The sequence below is a fragment of the Enterobacter cloacae complex sp. 2021EL-01169 genome (assembly GCF_020733125.1).
Classification (GTDB): Bacteria; Pseudomonadota; Gammaproteobacteria; order Enterobacterales; family Enterobacteriaceae; genus Enterobacter; species Enterobacter roggenkampii.
In genome coordinates, this window is record NZ_JAJFTC010000003.1 from 130,096 (window position 1) to 148,722 (window position 18,627).

Below are 18,627 nucleotides of genomic sequence, written 5' to 3' on the forward strand. Positions count from 1 at the left end.
ACGAAAATGGAAACACTGGCCGCCATTAACCGCTGGCTGGCGAAGCAGCACGTCGTCACCTGGTGCGTCTACAGCGAGGGTGAGATGTGGTGCGCAAACGCGTTTTACTACTACGATCCGGAGCGCGTCGCATTTTACGTCATGAGCGAAGACAAAACGCGTCATGCGCAGATGACCGGCCAGCAGGCAAAAGTCGCGGGCACGGTAAATGGCCAGCCGAAAACAGTGGCGCTGATCCGTGGGGTACAGTTTAAGGGGGAAATCCGTCGCCTGGACGGAGAAGAGAGCGACGCGCGTCGCAAGCACTACACGCGCCGCTTTCCGGTCGCCGCTGCGCTAAAAGCCCCGGTGTGGGAAATCCGCCTCGATGAGCTGAAATTTACCGACAACACCCTGGGCTTTGGCAAGAAGCTGCACTGGTTACGCGCCGAGCAGGCGTAGCGCTTCGCGGTTAAACGCCGGGAGATCGTCCGGGGTCCGGCTGGTGATCAGCTGGTCTTTGTCGTTGACCACCTCCTGATCGTAAAACTCGGCCCCCGCATTTTTCAGATCGATAACGATCGGTTTCACCGCCGTGAGCTTACGCCCGCGTACAACCTCCGCGCTGATGAGCAGCTGCGGCCCGTGACAGATGGCAAAGACCGGTTTGCCGGTAGAGACAAAGTCCCGGGTGAAGGTCACGAAGCGCTCGTCTCCGCGCAGGGAATCCGGTGAATGGCCGCCGGGTAAAAGCAGGGCGTCAAAATCTGAGGGGCTCACGTTATCGATAGTCTCGTCGATGGTCACGCTGGCCTCGCCCTTATGGCCTTTCACCGTTTTGCCCGCCTCTTTCTCGATGGTGATGACCTCATGTCCCGCCTTGCGGAACGCCTCTGCAGGAGAGGTGAATTCTGAATCTTCAAACTCGTCGGTAATCAAGACTGCGATTTTCTTGCCCATGCTTCCTCCGTTGTTTTGGCTTCAGACTGATTTTTCTCCGCTTGTGGTAAATACTTACCTGTAACAGACTTCTAAGTGTGGTCGACGACGCTGAGTTCGCAAACGGACAATTCTGTAAAGGGGATACGATGAGTCAGGTACTGATTACCGGGGCTACCGGGCTAGTGGGCGATCATCTGCTGCGGTTGCTGATTCAGGATCGCCGCGTGAACTACATCGCCGCCCCGACGCGTCGACCGCTGGCGGACATCTCCGGCGTTTTTAATCCGCACGATCCCCAGCTGACGGATGCGCTGGCGCAGGTCCAGGACCCGATTGATATCGCCTTTTGCTGTCTGGGCACCACGCGGCGGGAGGCGGGGAGCAAAGAGGCATTTATCCACGCCGACTATACGCTGGTGGTGGACACCGCGCTTACGGCGAAAAAGCTGGGAGCCAGACATTTTCTGGTGGTCAGCGCGCTGGGCGCCAGTGCCGGATCGCCTTTCTTCTACAACAAGGTGAAGGGCAAGATGGAGGATGCGCTGATTGCGCAGAAATGGGAGCAGCTGACGATTGTGCGCCCCTCAATGCTGATCGGCCACCGGGACGAGCGCCGCTTTAACGAGTCGATATTTGCCCCGCTGTTTCGGATCCTGCCCGGCAACTTGAAATCTATCGAGGCGCGGGACGTCGCGCGTGCGCTGTTAAAAGAGGGACTGGCTCCGTCGAAAGCGGGCGTAAACATTATCCCTTCGGCAAAACTGCGTGAAATCGCGCAGGGCGAGGCGTAAACTCCCCCGGCTAATTACTCATACTCTCCGGGGAATGCTATGACTGGTCAGTCTTCATCTCAGGCGGCAACACCTGTTCAATGGTGGAAGCCCGCACTCTTCTTTCTCGTGGTCATCGTTGGCCTTTGGTACGTGAAATGGCAGCCGTACTACGGCAAAGCCTTCACCGCCGCCGAAACGCACAGCATCGGTAAATCTATTCTCGCTCAGGCGGATGCCAGCCCGCTTCAGGCGGCGTGGGACTATGCCATGGTCTACTTCCTTGCCGTCTGGAAGGCCGCCGTCTTAGGCGTGATCCTGGGCTCATTGATTCAGGTGCTGATCCCGCGCAACTGGCTGGTGAAAACCCTCGGACAGCCCCGTTTTCAGGGGGCGCTGCTGGGAACGATCTTCTCCCTGCCGGGCATGATGTGCTCCTGCTGCGCTGCGCCCGTGGCGGCAGGGATGCGCCGCCAGCGCGTGTCGATGGGTGGCGCGCTGGCGTTCTGGATGGGCAACCCGCTGCTCAATCCGGCGACGCTGGTGTTTATGGGCTTTGTCCTGGGCTGGCATTTCGCGTTCATTCGTCTGGTGGCCGGACTGCTGACCGTGCTGGTGGTGGCGACGCTGGTGCAGAATCTGGTGAAGGATAAGGCGCCAGAGTCCGCGTCTGTTGAGCTGGACGTCAGCGAGCCGCAGGGCGGGTTCTTTGCGCGCTGGGGCAGGGCGCTATGGCAGCTTTTCTGGAGCACCATCCCGGTCTATATCCTGGCGGTGCTGGTTCTCGGCGCGGCGCGCGTCTGGCTCTTCCCGCATGCGGATGGCGCTATCGACAACACGCTGTTGTGGGTCATTGCGATGGCCGTTGCAGGCTGCCTGTTTGTGATCCCTACCGCCGCAGAAATTCCTATTGTTCAGACCATGATGCTGGCCGGCATGGGCACCGCACCGGCACTGGCATTGCTCATCACGTTACCGGCCATCAGCCTGCCGTCGCTGATTATGCTGCGTAAGTCATTCCCGGCGAAAGCGCTGTGGCTCACCGCGGGGCTGGTGGCGTTGAGCGGGGTGATGGTGGGAAGCATTGCGCTTCTGTGAAAAACGCCCGGTGGCGCTACGCTTACCGGGCCTACAAAAAAATCCCCTCACTTGAGGGGATTTTTTTATTTAATGTAAGTAAACGCGGTGGTGACGTGCTTCACGCCGCTCACCCGGCTGGCGATATCGGCCGCCGCTTTCCCTTCACGTTCGGTCACCAGACCCAGCAGGAACACTTCACCGTTTTCCGTTGTCACCTTCACGTTGGAAGATTTCACCTGGTCCGAGCCCAGCAGCTGGGAACGTACTTTGGTGGTGATCCAGGTATCGGAAGAGGCATCACCCAAACCAATTGGCTTGCCCTGACGCACTTCGTTAAACACCTCTGTGGTCCCTTCAACGCCCATCGCAATCTGTTTCGCACGCGAGGCGAGCTCCATATTCGGCGCCTGGCCTGCCAGCAGCACTTTGCCCTGATAAGCCGTCACGTTGATACGCGCCTCTTTCTTGATCTGTTCGTCTTTCGACAGCGCACTGTTGACGCGCAGCTCCAGCGTACCGTCATCCACCTGTGTTCCCACAGTGCGCGGATCGGTTGCCGCTTTGGTGCCTACTGCGGCGGTACCCACAACGGCCGCAGCGATACATCCCTGAAGCAGTAATGCAGACATAAGGACTGCGAGGGTCGATAAAGCCTTCATAAGAACTCCTTAATCATCCTGGTGAGGGAAAAGCGTGTTATCGATCAAGTCACATAAGCAGTTCACCGTGAGCATATGCATCTCCTGTATGCGTGCGCTCCGGTGAGACGGAATGCGGATTTCCACATCCTGCGGCCCAAGCAGACCCGCAAGCTCACCCCCGTCATAGCCGGTTAAGGCCACGATTGTCATGTCGCGGGTGACGGCGGCTTCAACGGCTTTGACAATATCCCGGCTGTTGCCGCGCGTGGAGATGGCCAGCAGCACATCTCCGGCATGACCCAGGGCTCGCACCTGCTTTGCGTAAATTTCGTCATGCAGACGATCGTTAGCAATCGCCGTTAAGACCACATTATCGGTATTAAGTGCAATGGCAGGTAAACTGGGGCGTTCTGTTTCAAAACGATTGATCATGCTGGCAGCAAAATGCTGTGCGTTGGCGGCTGACGTGCCGTTGCCACAACAGAGGATTTTGTTGCCGTTTAGCAGGGATTGCACCAGCGTCATTGCGGCACGCGAGATAGCATCCGGAAGGGCTTCCGCCGCGGCAATCTGAGTCTGGATGCTTTCTGTGAAGCACACTTTAATTCTTTCGAGCACGTTATCCCTTTTAAATCTTAATTATGCGTCTTCGCCAAAAGCGTTTTTAAGCCATTCGATCTCATTTCCGGTGAAGGCTATCACATCGAACCGGCAATCCACAGTATCAAAACTCCCATTATGGCGGGCAAGCCACAAGTGGGCAGTCTGTAATAATTTATGTTGTTTGGCGAGCGTCACGCTGGCGGCAGCACCGCCAAAACGGGAGGACTGTCGAAAGCGCACTTCTACAAACACAATGACCTGACCGTCTTTCATGATCAGGTCAATTTCGCCACCACGCCCGCGGACGTTGGCGGCGATAAAACGCAGTCCTTTGCCTTCAAGCCAGCGACGCGCCTTTAACTCCCACGCATCGCCGGTTTGTTTGCGGCTTAACTGGCCGGGACGATCTGCCCCTGCTGGTATTTGAGCCATGATAACTTCCTGTTAATCACACAATCCTGGGTCGCGGTCAGATCGCCGGTGTTGCCGTTAAGCTCGAAGCCCGGCACCTGACGCATCTGGGTAAAGTGGTTCGCCAGCACCCACGCATCAACCCCCATCGCATACAGACGCGCCAGAGAGTAATCGTTACGCACCGCGCTCAGCGCCTGCTGCATCAGGGATGGATTGCTGCCGGCCAGCATCGGGATTTCGCTGTACTGCAGACCGTCCATTTCCAGACGGAAATCCGGGCCTGCGGTGCCCTGTGCGCTGCGGGAGCTGGCATAAAGCGTTGCGCCGCTCTGGCTGCCGTTACGCATCGCAATCATCGGTTTGATAAAGGCGATCTCCTGCGGCGTGGCAACGATATAGGCCGCATCCACTTTACCGCCACCGCTAATCTGCGCGTCGGTTGGCGGCGCAGGGATCGTCAGGCCGCCAATCGTCACGCCCTGCTGCTGTGGCAGGCTCGCGGTGACCGGGCTGCCGTTAAGCGCGATACCCGCCCCGCCGTTGACGCCTGCGCGCAGTTCAGAGACGGAACCGAATTTCTGCTGCAGCACCACGCCGCCGCCCAGCTTCTGCCACTCATCGGCAAAGGCATTGGCCACGCGATCGCCCAGCGTGCTGCGTGGGATGAGCAGCAGCGGAGCCTGCTTACCCTGCTCATGAATATGACGCGCCGCATCGCGGGCTTCATCTTCCGGAGAGAGCGCGAAGTAGCAGATATTGGCCCGGTTCTGAACCTGCTCTGGCTGGTTGAGCGCCAGCACGTTCAGCGTGGTATTGCTCTTCATCAGCTCTTCCACGTTGTTCTTCAGCAGCGGACCGACAACGATGCTCGCCCCGTCCTGCTGTACCTGCGCCAGCACCTGGTCAAGCGGCTGCGAGCTGGTGTCGTAGATTTTCAATTCAGCGCCCGGGTTGGCGCTGGTGGTTGCCACGGCCTGCGGCTGCGCGGCAGGTTGAGCCGCGGGTTGTGCAGGCTGCTGTTGAGGCTGTTCTGCTGTTGTGGCAGGAGCTGGCGCCGTTTGCGTCTCGGCCGGAGCCTGGGCCGCAGGTGCTGCTGTAGCCGGTGCAGCTTCAGCTGGAGGCGTCGTCGGGGCCGTCACAGGGTTTTGCATCGTGCCCTGCGCTGGCGTTTGCGCCGTGGTCAGGTCGCTGGTCTCTGCGGCGGATGGGCTGACAACATCATTATTCACATTAGCCGCCTGGGCTGCCTGTGCGGGAACGGCGCTGCCGGCTACCGACGTCGTGCCGTTTTTCGCCGCTTCAAAACCCTGCTGAATGGTACGTCCAAACACCGCCGCCTGGCCGTTGAGCGGCAGAAGCAGGGCGATTTTGCTGGTGGAAGCTGGCTTAAAGTTCTGCACGTTCACCAGCTGGGTTGGCAGCATTTTCGCGCCCGGGTTTTGCGGGTAGCGCGTCTGCCAGTCCGTAATGCCGGCTTTCAACATTTTTGGATCGCTGCGGTTGTTAAACCACATCTGCTGCAGATCCAGCCAGCCCTGCAGGACGCTTTCATCGGCGTTGATGACCAGCGCCTGCGCCTGTTCCTGCGTCATCGACGCCAGCGCTTGCCAGGTGGCATCAATATTTTTCTGCTTATCAGCACCGCCAAGCAGCGGCTCTTGCGCGACGAGCGCGCGGAGCAACGTCAGGGAAGGGCGTCCCTGCTCAGCGGTAATACCCGCCTGCCAGAAGCGCGCCTGCTGGTTTTTATCCAGCGCGCTTACGTCGATATCACCGAGGATCTTCTTCGCTGCGGCGTAATCTTTCAGCGCGACTTTCAGCTCGGCAGAGAGCAGGCTCTGCTCGCGACGCTGTGCGTCGTTAAGATCTTTTGGCAACTGGTTAAACAGTTCGGCTGCCCGCTGGGTTTTACCCTCTTTCAGCAGTGCACGAATGGCGAGTAATTGCCAGTTGGTCTTGGTATCATTTGAACTCTGCGACATTTGTTGCAGATAAAAGCCAGAATCAGCCTGAGCAGAACCCTGGAGATGGGCGGTGCTCTGGTCAGGTGCCTGGGTGCCACAGCCTGCAAAGATCAGGGCTGCCAGCAGAAGCGGCACGCTGCGCGTGGCTTTTTTTCGAAGAAACGTTAACGGTACCATACTGTATCCAGTGATTTTTTTTACGCAATGCTCAATATTAAATCGGCAATACGGACGAAACAATGAAACAACACGAAACGGCAGATAATTCTCAAGGCCAGCTTTATATTGTACCTACTCCTATCGGGAATTTGTCTGATATTACCCAACGTGCGCTCACCGTACTGCAAGCTGTTGATTTAATTGCTGCTGAAGATACCCGCCACACCGGCCTGCTGCTGCAACATTTCGCGATTAACGCCCGTTTGTTTGCGCTGCACGATCACAATGAGCAACAAAAAGCCGAAACGCTGGTGGCGAAGCTGAAAGAGGGGCAGAACATTGCTCTGGTCTCCGATGCCGGTACGCCGCTGATCAACGATCCGGGCTATCACCTGGTGCGTACCTGTCGCGAAGCCGGTATTCGCGTTGTGCCCCTGCCGGGACCGTGCGCCGCGATTGCTGCGTTAAGCGCCGCAGGTCTGCCGTCTGACCGTTTCTGCTATGAAGGCTTTCTGCCTGCTAAATCAAAAGGCCGCCGCGACGTCTTAAAAGAGCTGGAAGCGGAACCGCGCACCCTGATTTTCTACGAATCTACGCACCGCCTGCTGGAGAGCCTGGAAGATATGGTGACCGTCTGGGGGGAAGGCCGCTACGTGGTGCTGGCGCGCGAGCTGACCAAAACCTGGGAAACCATCCACGGCGCACCGGTGGGCGAGCTGCTGGCGTGGGTGAAGGAAGACGAAAACCGCCGCAAGGGTGAAATGGTGCTGATCGTCGAAGGGCACAAGGCGGAAGAAGACGCCCTTCCTGCCGACGCGCTGCGCACGCTGGCGCTGCTGCAGTCGGAACTGCCGCTGAAGAAAGCCGCTGCGCTGGCGGCAGAAATTCACGGCGTGAAGAAAAATGCGTTGTATAAGTATGCGCTGGAGCAGCAGGGGGAGTAAGGCATCCCCTGCCGGTTTTTGCCGGGTGGCGGCTACGCCTTATCCGGCCTACGGATCGTTATGTGTCTTTTAGCTAGCAGGTATCGCCTCAACCTGGAAGGTTTGCGGCGTGTCCGACGGGTTACCTAAATGCGGGATAGATGTGGGACGGAAAATCACGTCACCGGTGCCGGGTTAAACACCGCCAGCTGATTATGCAATCCCCATTGGTCCGAGAAGGTTTTCTTTCGCCCGCTGGCGACATCCAGAATGAAGTGGAACAGCTTCCAGCCCACGTCCTCAATGCTCTCTTCTCCTGTGGCGATGGTGCCCGCGTTGATATCCATTAAGTCATACCAGCGGTTTGCCAGCTCGGTGCGAGTCGCCATCTTGATCACCGGCACCGCCATCAGGCCGTACGGCGTGCCGCGCCCGGTGGTAAAGACCTGCACCGTAATGCCGGATGCCACCTGCTGCGTCCCGCACACAAAATCGCTGGCCGGCGTTGCCGCGTAGATCAGGCCGCGTTTCGTCGGGCGCTGGCCCGGAGAGAGCACTTCTGCAATGGCGCTCTGCCCGGATTTGGCAATAGAGCCGAGGGCTTTTTCCACCACGTTTGCCAGGCCGCCTTTCTTGTTGCCCGGAGACGGGTTGGCGCTGCGGTCGGTTTTGCCCATATCGAGATAGTTATCGTACCAGGCCATCTCATCAAGCAGGCGCTTGCCGACCTCTTTATTAACGGCGCGCGGCGTCAGCAGATGGATGGCGTCACGCACTTCAGTCACCTCGGAGAACATCACCGTGGCGCCGCAGCGAACAAGCAGATCGGACGCATAGCCCACCGCCGGGTTGGCCGTCACGCCGGAGAAGGCATCGCTGCCGCCGCACTGGGTTCCGACCACCAGCTCCGACGCCGGGCACGTTTCGCGCCGGCGGCGGTTGAGCCTGTCCAGATGGCGTTCTGCTACCTGCAAAATATCGTCGACCATTGAGCGGAAACCGACGTGGCGTTCGTCCTGCAGGCGCACGATGCTGGCCTCGTCTGCCGGGATGGCTTTGACATCCTCGGTACCCTGCAGCAGGCGTTCTGGCTGCAATTTTTCACAGCCGAGGCCAATGACCATCACCTCGCCGCCAAAGTTGGCGTTCAGGGCGATATTGTGGATGGTCCGGATAGGCACCACGGCAGCGGGCGCGTTAATCGCCACGCCGCAGCCGTAGAGGTGGTTCAGGCCCACCACGCCGTCGACGTTCGGGTATTTTGGCAGCAGATCGCGTTCGATGATTTTCACCACGTAATCCACGACGCCCGCCACGCAGTGCACGCTGGTGGTAATACCGAGCAGATTTTTAGTGCCGACGCTGCCGTCCGCATTGCGATAGCCTTCAAAGGTATAGCCTTCCAGCAGGGGTAGCGGTTCCGGCACGCGGGTTGCCAGCGGAAGCGTGTTCAGCGGCGGCGCTTCTGGCAGCGCCACCAGCGACTCCTCCACCCAGCTTCCCTGCGGTATCGAATGAACGGCATAGCCGATGACTTCACCGTAACGCACAATTTCGCTTTCAGCAGGAATATCCACCAGGGCGACTTTATGTCCCTGCGGAACATGCTCAGTCAGTTCCAGCCCGTCCGGGAAGCGGGTTCCTGCTTTTAAGCCATTGTCGTTGACGATAATCGCCACGTTATCGGCGTCGTGCACTTTTATATAAAACGCCGTCGGCGGTGCCTGTCGAATTTCAATGTCGGCCATTGGTCAGTATTCTCCAGCAAAATTCTGATAATAGGTTCAGCCATTTTTCTGATGGTAGAAATAAATACGCGGCTTTCAGAAATAAAGCATGTCAGCAGATTCAATATCAAAATGTGATCCCGATCGCTCGCGAGCCCGTAATCCTTGATTCTGTGCATTAGCGCCCAGTGCTTTGTGCATATGCAAAAATTTTTATCAAAAAATAGCGTAATACCTGAGCATTAAAACAATGTGCGGTCGTGGATTGCATCTTATACTGAATGACGATTTTATTACGCCAGAGTATGTCCGAATAATAAATATCATGATGGCGCGGTGTCTGAATAAATAAAATGATGCTGAAAAAGGCTGCGGAATTAAAAAGGTAAATACAATGAATAACGCTATCTTCCCGAATAAATTTAAAGCGGCTCTCGCAGCGCACCAGATTCAGATTGGCTGCTGGTCCGCGCTGGCAAACCCTATCAGCACCGAAGTGCTGGGCCTGGCCGGTTTCGACTGGCTGGTGCTGGACGGCGAACATGCGCCAAACGATATCAGCACGTTTATTCCGCAGCTGATGGCGCTGAAAGGCAGCAACAGTGCCCCGGTGGTGCGTGTCCCCACCAACGAACCGGTGATTATTAAGCGTCTGCTGGATATCGGCTTCTACAACTTCCTGATCCCGTTTGTGGAGACGGAAGAGCAAGCGGCGCTGGCCGTGGCGTCAACGCGCTATCCTCCCGAAGGGATCCGCGGCGTTTCCGTTTCGCACCGCGCCAATATGTTTGGCACCGTCCCGGACTATTTCGCGCAGTCCAACAGCAACATCACCATTCTGGTTCAGATCGAGAGCCAGCAGGGCGTCGATAACGTCGACGCGATTGCCGCCACAACCGGCGTGGACGGGATCTTCGTCGGCCCAAGCGATCTGGCTGCCGCCTTAGGCCATCTGGGTAACGCCAGCCACCCTGACGTGCAGCGCGCGATCCAGCACATCTTTGCCCGCGCCAAAGCACACGGCAAGCCGTGCGGCATTCTGGCGCCGGTTGAGGCTGACGCCCGCCGCTACCTGGAGTGGGGTGCCACGTTTGTTGCTGTCGGCAGCGACCTCGGCGTTTTCCGCTCGGCTACGCAGAAATTAGCGGACGCTTTTAAAAAATAACCATCATTGAGGAAACAGATTATGACGCTGAAAGTGGGTTTTATTGGCCTGGGGATCATGGGTAAACCAATGAGTAAGAACCTCATCAAAGCAGGTTACTCGCTGGTGGTCTCCGATCATAATCCACATGCCGTGGCTGAGGTGATAGCGGCTGGCGCAGAAGCAGCCACCACCGCGAAAGCCATTGCCGAGCAGTGCGATGTCATCATCACCATGCTGCCAAACTCCCCGCACGTCAAAGAAGTCGCGCTGGGTGAAAACGGCATTATCGACGGCGCGAAACCGGGCCTGGTGCTGATCGATATGAGCTCTATCGCACCGCTCGCGAGCCGTGAAATCAGCGAGGCGTTGAAGGCGAAGGGCGTCGATATGCTGGATGCACCGGTCAGCGGCGGCGAGCCGAAAGCCATCGACGGCACGCTGTCGGTCATGGTCGGCGGCGATAAAGCTCTTTTCGATAAATTTTACGACCTGATGAAAGCCATGGCGGGCTCCGTGGTACACACCGGGGAGATCGGGGCGGGTAACGTGACCAAGCTGGCAAACCAGGTGATTGTGGCACTCAACATTGCCGCCATGTCTGAAGCGCTGACGCTGGCGACCAAAGCGGGTGTCAATCCGGACCTGGTCTACCAGGCCATTCGCGGCGGTCTGGCGGGCAGCACCGTGCTGGATGCCAAAGCGCCCATGGTCATGGATCGCAATTTCAAACCCGGTTTCCGCATCGACCTGCATATCAAAGATCTGGCGAACGCGCTGGATACTTCCCACGGCGTGGGCGCACAGCTGCCGCTGACCGCAGCGGTCATGGAGATGATGCAGGCGCTGCGTGCCGATGGCCTGGGCACGGCCGATCACAGCGCAATTGCATGCTACTACGAAAAACTGGCGAAGGTGGAAGTGGCGCGTTAATCACGGCTTACCCACAGCCGAGGGTGACAGCGGCGCGCAAACCCTCTATACTGCGCGCCGAAGCTGACCAGACAGTCGCCGCTTCGTCGTCGTCCCTTTCGGGGGAGACGGGCGGAGGGGAGGAAAGTCCGGGCTCCATAGGGCAGGGTGCCAGGTAACGCCTGGGGGGGAAACCCACGACCAGTGCAACAGAGAGCAAACCGCCGATGGCCCGCGCAAGCGGGATCAGGTAAGGGTGAAAGGGTGCGGTAAGAGCGCACCGCGCGGCTGGTAACAGTCCGTGGCACGGTAAACTCCACCCGGAGCAAGGCCAAATAGGGGTTCACATGGTACGGCCCGTACTGAACCCGGGTAGGCTGCTTGAGCCAGTGAGCGATTGCTGGCCTAGATGAATGACTGTCCACGACAGAACCCGGCTTATCGGTCAGCTTCAACTTCTTCTAAAACAATACGTTGGTGTGTCTCAGGCTTTCCCAGGTGAAAATGTGACACAGACTGTGATACAAACGAGGCACACCAACGGCTGTTCCATCCCGACTATCCTGAAACCTTGCAACCGCTACAGCCTTCATTTCCGTCTGCCTTCAGTTTATATGTATGTCTCTGGATTGCGATTCATATTTATTTACTGACAATATTGGCTCTACAGACCTCCCTGGCTCACTACAATGTATGAGAAAAATAAATAAAACGTTAATAAATACAGTTTGTCCCTAATTAATTTCTGAAAATGAAGGGGGGCTATTGCTATAGAATGTTAAGAGCGCTTAACTCAATGCCTAATTTTCTTATCGGTATTCGGTTGAGCATGGACAGAAAAAACAAACTAAAAAAACTAATCCAATATCATAAAAATATACTTAAAAATCACCGATATCAGCCTGGTTTAGCTGGTGCAGATCTGAGGTTTATGGATCTCAGGGGGCTCTATTTACGCAATATTGATTTATCGGGATGCGATATTTCGTTTTGTGATCTTCGAGGAGCCGATTTCTCCTGTGCCAATCTTGCAGGCGCTAATCTTAGCTACTGTAAAACGGAAGGTACAATTTTTAGTCACGCTGATTGTACTTGCGTGGATTTTACTGGAAGTGATATCCATGATGTCAGGTTATTGACGGAAAATGAACAAAATGAAAGTGACACGCCACTATCCCGGCCACTCATCTCCATCTACATGCCAACCTGGAACCGCCAGGCATTTGCGATCAGAGCCATACAATCGGTACTGAATCAAGACTATGTGAACTGGGAACTCATTATCATTGACGATTTCTCATCGTCATTTGACCAACTCTTGACGTATATCTCCGAACTGAATGACCCACGCATTACCTATATTCGCAATGAATTTAACTCTGGCGCTTGTGCAGTCCGAAATCAGGCTATAAGAATGGCCCGTGGTGACCTTATTACGGGTCTGGATGATGATGATGAATGGCTGCCGACACGCCTGTCCTCTTTTCTTACCTGGCAACATAAACTTCAGTTGCACAGTTTTTTGTACGCAAATGATTATCTTTGTGACGGTACCGGATATCATCATCCTGATGAATTACAGGTGTATCCGAAACCAGCTTATAAAAAAAGCCTGTTTGATAAACGGAATATTATAGGCAACCAAATGCTGACCTTAACCAGTAGAATGCAGCAGATCCTGTTCGACGACGCCTTGCCGGCTGCTCAGGATTATGATGCTTTTTATCGGCTTGCAGAAACCTTCGGTGAACCTTTCAAACTGGATGACATCACACAGGTGCTTTATGTCAATCACGGCGAAGCCCGCATTACCTGCTCAGGACGAAAGTTTTCAGGTTATCTACGTTTTTACCGGAAACACAAAGCCAAATTAGACGTATCGAGTAAAAAATATCAGCTATTCACTCTGTACTACATTCGCAACAAAAAGATGCGCCCGCAAACCCTGATGAAACTGATGACGCTACGCAATCTGAAACGCTATCTGATGATGTATACCCGCTTCCGGAACAAAAAGTTCTGATGCGTACAAACGACAAGAGTCGTTGTGGTGTCCGGAAATAGTAGGTTAATACGGCAATCATTGTGACGAGGGGCTGGATAAGTCGCCGGGAATTACCCCGGCGGACAACCACGACGAACGGGTAAGCGCAGCGCCACCCGGCACCACACAAACGACATCAATTCTCATATTTGCGACATTAAGCACATTTCACTGTTTTTCACTCGCCGGTTCCGCCTCGGCATCTGCAGATGATCGCCATCACAAAATTTAAATCTAAAAAACCGGCGATCTGTAGTATTGATGATTTGTTATGATTGTTAGCTTAATGTTCGTAAATCTTTTCTCGTTTGATGTGCGCTTATTGAAATCAAATACATTTCCTCCGTGAATATGTGACTTATTCCACTCTTTTCCTGAAATTTGAAAATTTACGTCGTAAAAAATGACTTAAATGAAAGTATGTTTCAAACAAATGACGGTTATTTATTAGCCTTTAATTGCCTGAAATATCGTCTTTATTGTTTTTTTAAGAACGGTGAAATAAATCCGGGTTATCGCCATAAAATAAATTTATTAGCGCTATTTTTGTTGATCAATATCAGCGTTGTAGCGTATTTAATTACCTTCAATGCATTGATTTATAAGGTTTTTAATGGGTTTTTGAAGCGTGAGTTAAGGGTTGCTCAAAGCAAATTGTGAGTAACAGCACATACCCCCTGAAACATTATTGAGTAGAATTCACCCCGTCATAGGGAAATAAGCGCAGAATATTATGAACACTATTATTCTACCGAAAACACAGCACCTCGTGGTATTTCAGGAAGTCATTAAAAGTGGCTCCATAGGTTCTGCTGCAAGACAACTGGGCCTGACGCAACCCGCCGTCAGCAAAATCATCAGCGATATCGAATCTTACTTCGGTGTGGAAGTGATGGTACGTAAAAATACGGGCGTAAAACTGACGGCTGCAGGCCAGGTTCTGCTCTCGTACTCCGAGTCGATCACCCGTGAAATGAAAAACATGGTGAGCGAAATCAACAGTCTCAGTTTTAGCACCGTTATGGATGTCTCCTTTGGCTATCCGTCGCTGATTGGTTTTACCTTCCTGTCTGAGATGATCAAAAAATTCAAGGAAGTGTTCCCGAAAGCGCGCGTCTCAATGTATGAAGCTCAGCTCTCCTCTTTCCTCCCGGCCATTCGCGATGGTCGTCTGGATTTCGCTATCGGCACGCTGAGCGATGAAATGCTGCTGCAGGATCTGCACGTCGAACCGCTGTTTGAGTCTGAGTTTGTGCTGGTCGCCAGCAAAACGCGAACGTGTACCGGCCCGACGACACTGGCATCGCTTACGCACGAGCAGTGGGTGATGCCGCAAACCGATATGGGCTACTACAAAGAACTTCTGACCACTCTGCAAGACAACCACATCAGCATCGAAAACATCGTCCAGACCGATTCCGTCGTCACCATTTATAACCTTGTCCTGAATGCCGATTATCTGACGGTGATTCCCCGCGACATGATTGCCCCATTCGGTTCGGATCAATTTATTGTGCTGCCCGTGGAAGACGAATTACCCGTGGCGCGTTATGCTGCCGTGTGGTCTAAAAATTACAGGATTAAAAAATCGGCGTCAGTATTAGTTGAGCTGGCTAAACAATATTCGTCGATGAATATCGAAAGACGACGATGAATAATAAGTTTTAATTTTAAAAATACCCAGAGCTTAACGTATTAACGCTCTGATACCCTGACTTTGCCTGAAAAGAATGAATTATTATAACGAGGATATTATGCATATTACCTACGATCTCCCGGTAACCATTGAAGATATTCAGGACGCCAGAAAACGACTGGCAGGCAAGATATATAAAACCGGTATGCCGCGCTCGAATTATCTCAGCGAACGGTGTAAGGGCGAAATATTCCTTAAGTTTGAGAACATGCAGCGTACCGGTTCGTTCAAAATTCGCGGCGCGTTTAATAAATTAAGCTCGCTGACCGATGCTGAAAAGCGCAAAGGCGTGGTCGCCTGCTCTGCGGGAAACCACGCGCAGGGAGTGTCGCTCTCCTGCGCCATGCTCGGCATCGACGGTAAAGTGGTGATGCCGATGGGCGCACCAAAATCTAAAGTGGCCGCGACCCGCGACTACTCGGCGGAAGTGGTGCTCCACGGTGAGAACTTCAACGACACCATCGCTAAAGTGAGCGAAATCGTCGAGATGGAAGGGCGCATTTTTATTCCGCCTTACGATGACGCCAAAGTGATCGCCGGGCAGGGCACCATCGGCCTCGAAATTCTCGAAGATTTATACGACGTGGATAACGTCATTGTCCCTATCGGCGGCGGCGGATTAATTGCCGGGATTGCAACGGCGATTAAATCCATCAATCCGACCATTAATATTATCGGCGTACAGTCTGAAAATGTGCACGGAATGGCAGCCTCCTGGCAGGCAGGAGAAATAACCAACCATCGCGTTACCGGCACGTTAGCCGACGGCTGCGACGTCTCTCGTCCGGGTAAATTAACCTTCGAAATCGTTCGTGAACTGGTCGATGACATTGTGCTGGTGAGCGAAGACGATATTCGCAACAGCATGATTGCCCTTATTCAGCGAAATAAAGTGGTGACGGAAGGCGCCGGCGCGCTGGCCTGTGCCGCGTTATTAAGCGGCAAGCTTGACCACTATATTCAGGGCCGCAAAACCGTCTGCATTATTTCCGGCGGCAATATCGATCTCTCCCGTGTTTCCCAAATTACCGGCTTCGTTGACGCATAAAGATGACCTATGAGCAACACAGAAAGCATTATCGTTGGCCAGACAAAAACGTCCTCCTGGCGTAAGTCTGATACCACCTGGACGCTTGGCCTGTTTGGTACCGCCATTGGCGCAGGCGTGCTGTTCTTCCCCATTCGCGCAGGCTTTGGGGGCTTAATCCCTATCCTGCTGATGCTGGTTCTCGCGTTCCCGATTGCGTTTTACTGCCACCGCGCGCTGGCGCGCCTCTGCCTGTCCGGCAGCAACGTCTCCGGCAACATCACCGAAACGGTGGAAGAGCATTTCGGTAAAACCGGCGGGGTGGTGATCACGTTCCTCTACTTCTTTGCCATTTGCCCGCTGCTGTGGATTTACGGCGTCACTATTACTAACACCTTCATGACCTTCTGGGAAAACCAGCTCCAGCTGCCTGCGCTAAACCGCGGCGTGGTGGCGCTGTTCCTGCTGCTGCTGATGGCTTTTGTTATCTGGTTTGGTAAAGACCTGATGGTGAAGGTGATGAGCTTCCTGGTGTTCCCGTTTATTGCCAGTCTGGTGCTGATTTCCCTGTCGCTGATCCCTTACTGGAACTCCGCGGTGATCGACCAGGTCAACCTGAGCGATATCGCCTTCACCGGCCATGACGGCATTCTGGTCACGGTGTGGCTGGGGATCTCCATCATGGTCTTCTCCTTCAACTTCTCGCCTATCGTCTCCTCGTTTGTGGTCTCCAAGCGCGAAGAGTACGAGCCGGAGTTCGGTAAAGAATTCACCGAGCAGAAATGTTCCAAAATCATCGGTCGCGCCAGCATGCTGATGGTCGCAGTGGTGATGTTCTTCGCCTTTAGCTGCCTGTTTACGCTCTCTCCGCAGAACATGGCGGACGCCAAAGCGCAGAACATTCCGGTGCTCTCTTACCTGGCGAACCACTTTGCCTCCATGTCCGGCACTAAATCGACGTTCGCGACGGTACTGGAATATGGCGCTTCCATTATTGCCCTGGTCGCTATCTTCAAATCTTTCTTCGGTCATTACCTGGGCACGCTGGAAGGGCTGAATGGCCTGATCCTCAAGTTCGGCTACAAAGGCGATAAGAAGAAGGTCTCTGTCGGCAAACTGAACACCATCAGCATGGTGTTCATCATGGGCTCCACCTGGGTTGTCGCGTACGCCAACCCGAACATTCTCGACCTTATCGAAGCCATGGGCGCGCCAATCATCGCCTCTCTGCTGTGCCTGCTGCCGATGTACGCCATCCGCAAAGCGCCGGCCATGGCGAAATATAAGGGCAAACCCGAGAACATCTTCGTCACGGTTGTGGGCCTGCTGACCATTCTGAATATCGTTTACAAACTGTTCTAACCCATTGCTCAGGAAGAGCGGAGTCACATGATGATTGAGTTTCCGGTTGTACTGGTAATTAACTGCGGTTCGTCCTCTGTTAAGTTTTCGGTGCTCGATGCCAGCAGCTGCGACGCCCTGATGACGGGCATTGCAGACGGCATCAACATGGATAAAGCCTTTATTTCCGTGAACGGGGGTGAGCCAGCCAGACTGGCTCACCAGGACTACGAAGGGGCGCTGGCTGCCATCGCCCTGGAGCTGGAGAAGCGTGACCTGATGAGCAGCGTGGCCTTAATTGGCCACCGCATTGCGCACGGCGGTGACCTCTTCAGCGAGTCGACCCTGATTACGGAAGAGGTGATTGAGCAGATCCGCCAGGTCTCCCCGCTGGCGCCGCTGCATAACTACGCCAACCTGAGCGGCGTGGAAGCCGCAGAGCGCCTGTTTCCGGGCGTGCAGCAGGTCGCGGTATTTGATACCAGCTTCCACCAGACGCTGCCGCCGCAGGCGTACCTGTACGGTTTGCCGTACCGCTATTTTGAAGCGCTGGGCGTGCGCCGCTACGGTTTCCACGGCACCTCTCACCGCTACGTGGCCGCGCAGGCGCACGCGCTCCTCGGGCTGTCCCCCGATGACAGCGGCCTGGTGGTTGCCCACCTCGGCAACGGGGCGTCCATCTGCGCGGTGCGTAACGGCCAAAGCGTGGATACCTCGATGGGGATGACCCCCCTGGAAGGACTGATGATGGGTACGCGCTGCGGCGACGTGGATTTTGGCGCGATGGCGTGGATTGCCCAGCAGACCGGCCAGTCGTTTGAGGATCTGGAGCGCATGGTCAACAAAGAGTCCGGGTTGCTGGGGATCTCCGGCATCTCCTCCGATTTACGCGCGCTGGAGAAAGCCTGGCACGCCGGTAATGAGCGGGCGCAGCTGGCTATCCAGACCTTCGTTCACCGTATAGCGCGACATATCGCCGGGCACGCGGCGTCGCTGCACCGCCTCGATGGGGTCGTATTTACCGGCGGCATCGGCGAAAACTCAACGCTTGTCCGCGCGCTGGTGGCGGAACATCTGAAAGTGTTCGGCATCCGCCTCGACGACGCCAAAAATGCCCTGCCGGGCAGCGCGGGTGAGCGCGTCATCTCCACTGATACCTCCCGCGTGATCTGCGCGGTGATCCCTACCAACGAAGAAAAAATGATCGCGCTGGACGCCCTCCGTCTTGGGAAGGTTACCCCGGCTGCGGCTTACGCCTGAT

The 18,627-nt window shown here is 55.1% G+C and carries 17 protein-coding genes, 1 other RNA gene and 1 pseudogene; 13 read left to right on the forward strand and 6 right to left on the reverse strand.

Going from position 1 to position 18,627, the window contains the following annotated elements:
* Nucleotides 1-6: 6 nt before the first annotated feature.
* Nucleotides 7-441: a YhbP family protein gene (locus LLF79_RS11775; protein ID WP_008501485.1), complete on the forward strand. Its 435-nt coding sequence runs from the start codon at nucleotides 7-9 to the stop codon at nucleotides 439-441.
* Here LLF79_RS11775 and LLF79_RS11780 read toward each other — a convergent pair.
* Nucleotides 421-939, reverse strand: coding sequence for a type 1 glutamine amidotransferase domain-containing protein (locus tag LLF79_RS11780; protein WP_008501486.1), 519 nt, complete (start codon nucleotides 937-939; stop codon nucleotides 421-423). The two genes, LLF79_RS11775 and LLF79_RS11780, sit on opposite strands and share 21 nt — an antisense overlap.
* A gap of 128 nt (nucleotides 940-1,067) precedes the next feature.
* Between LLF79_RS11780 and LLF79_RS11785 the strand changes: the two genes are divergently transcribed.
* Both LLF79_RS11785 and LLF79_RS11790 read left to right on the forward strand, forming a co-directional pair.
* Entirely contained in the window at nucleotides 1,068-1,712 is a 645-nt protein-coding gene (locus tag LLF79_RS11785; protein WP_227879554.1) for an NAD(P)H-binding protein, read from the forward strand.
* Nucleotides 1,713-1,751: 39 nt separating this feature from the next.
* On the forward strand, nucleotides 1,752-2,789 hold the full coding sequence (locus tag LLF79_RS11790) for a permease (RefSeq protein WP_227879555.1): 1,038 nt from the start codon (nucleotides 1,752-1,754) through the stop codon (nucleotides 2,787-2,789).
* A gap of 65 nt (nucleotides 2,790-2,854) precedes the next feature.
* On the opposite strand, the gene dolP is transcribed toward LLF79_RS11790, so the two are convergent.
* The 4 genes from dolP to LLF79_RS11810 are packed head-to-tail and all read right to left on the reverse strand — an operon-like array spanning nucleotide 2,855 to nucleotide 6,570.
* Entirely contained in the window at nucleotides 2,855-3,430 is a 576-nt protein-coding gene (gene dolP / locus LLF79_RS11795) for a division/outer membrane stress-associated lipid-binding lipoprotein (RefSeq protein ID WP_008501489.1), read from the reverse strand.
* A gap of 9 nt (nucleotides 3,431-3,439) precedes the next feature.
* A complete protein-coding gene (diaA, locus tag LLF79_RS11800) occupies nucleotides 3,440-4,030 on the reverse strand; it encodes a DnaA initiator-associating protein DiaA (protein WP_003861754.1) in 591 nt (196 codons plus the stop codon).
* 21 nt (nucleotides 4,031-4,051) lie between these two features.
* Nucleotides 4,052-4,447, reverse strand: a complete 396-nt coding sequence (locus tag LLF79_RS11805; RefSeq protein ID WP_021242244.1) for a YraN family protein — start codon at nucleotides 4,445-4,447, stop codon at nucleotides 4,052-4,054.
* Nucleotides 4,405-6,570: a penicillin-binding protein activator gene (locus tag LLF79_RS11810; protein ID WP_227879556.1), complete on the reverse strand. Its 2,166-nt coding sequence runs from the start codon at nucleotides 6,568-6,570 to the stop codon at nucleotides 4,405-4,407. The genes LLF79_RS11805 and LLF79_RS11810 overlap by 43 nt, the downstream gene beginning before the upstream one ends.
* Before the next feature lie 62 nt (nucleotides 6,571-6,632).
* On the opposite strand from LLF79_RS11810, the gene rsmI reads away from it, so the two are divergent.
* Entirely contained in the window at nucleotides 6,633-7,496 is an 864-nt protein-coding gene (gene rsmI, locus LLF79_RS11815; protein ID WP_023294650.1) for a 16S rRNA (cytidine(1402)-2'-O)-methyltransferase, read from the forward strand.
* Nucleotides 7,497-7,651: 155 nt separating this feature from the next.
* Here the strand turns inward: rsmI and garD are convergent, their stop codons facing one another.
* A complete protein-coding gene (gene garD, locus LLF79_RS11820) occupies nucleotides 7,652-9,223 on the reverse strand; it encodes a galactarate dehydratase (RefSeq protein ID WP_227879557.1) in 1,572 nt (523 codons plus the stop codon).
* Between the two features lie 373 nt (nucleotides 9,224-9,596).
* Here garD and garL point away from each other — a divergent pair, with 373 nt between their 5' ends.
* From garL to tdcD, 9 genes and pseudogenes are all read left to right on the forward strand, one after another.
* On the forward strand, nucleotides 9,597-10,367 hold the full coding sequence (gene garL / locus LLF79_RS11825) for a 2-dehydro-3-deoxyglucarate aldolase (RefSeq protein WP_023326156.1): 771 nt from the start codon (nucleotides 9,597-9,599) through the stop codon (nucleotides 10,365-10,367).
* A 21-nt stretch (nucleotides 10,368-10,388) separates the two neighbouring features.
* The gene (garR, locus tag LLF79_RS11830) at nucleotides 10,389-11,279 is read left to right on the forward strand and encodes a 2-hydroxy-3-oxopropionate reductase (RefSeq protein ID WP_227879558.1); all 891 of its coding nucleotides are present in this window, start codon (nucleotides 10,389-10,391) and stop codon (nucleotides 11,277-11,279) included.
* A 59-nt stretch (nucleotides 11,280-11,338) separates the two neighbouring features.
* Nucleotides 11,339-11,715: RNase P RNA component class A (gene rnpB / locus LLF79_RS11835), an RNA gene on the forward strand.
* Between the two features lie 372 nt (nucleotides 11,716-12,087).
* Nucleotides 12,088-12,369 (forward strand): annotated as a pseudogene (locus LLF79_RS11840) (pentapeptide repeat-containing protein); the annotation flags it as partial.
* Between the two features lie 24 nt (nucleotides 12,370-12,393).
* On the forward strand, nucleotides 12,394-13,281 hold the full coding sequence (gene wcaA, locus LLF79_RS11845; protein ID WP_227879598.1) for a colanic acid biosynthesis glycosyltransferase WcaA: 888 nt from the start codon (nucleotides 12,394-12,396) through the stop codon (nucleotides 13,279-13,281).
* Nucleotides 13,282-14,035: 754 nt separating this feature from the next.
* Entirely contained in the window at nucleotides 14,036-14,956 is a 921-nt protein-coding gene (tdcA, locus tag LLF79_RS11850; protein WP_008501504.1) for a transcriptional regulator TdcA, read from the forward strand.
* 100 nt (nucleotides 14,957-15,056) lie between these two features.
* Nucleotides 15,057-16,046, forward strand: coding sequence for a bifunctional threonine ammonia-lyase/L-serine ammonia-lyase TdcB (tdcB, locus tag LLF79_RS11855; RefSeq protein ID WP_023326154.1), 990 nt, complete (start codon nucleotides 15,057-15,059; stop codon nucleotides 16,044-16,046).
* Between the two features lie 9 nt (nucleotides 16,047-16,055).
* Nucleotides 16,056-17,387 carry a threonine/serine transporter TdcC gene (gene tdcC, locus LLF79_RS11860; protein ID WP_008501506.1) on the forward strand — a complete coding sequence of 444 codons (1,332 nt, stop codon included), beginning with the start codon at nucleotides 16,056-16,058 and terminating at the stop codon, nucleotides 17,385-17,387.
* A gap of 30 nt (nucleotides 17,388-17,417) precedes the next feature.
* A complete protein-coding gene (gene tdcD, locus LLF79_RS11865; protein ID WP_227879599.1) occupies nucleotides 17,418-18,626 on the forward strand; it encodes a propionate kinase in 1,209 nt (402 codons plus the stop codon).
* Nucleotide 18,627: the final 1 nt, after the last annotated feature.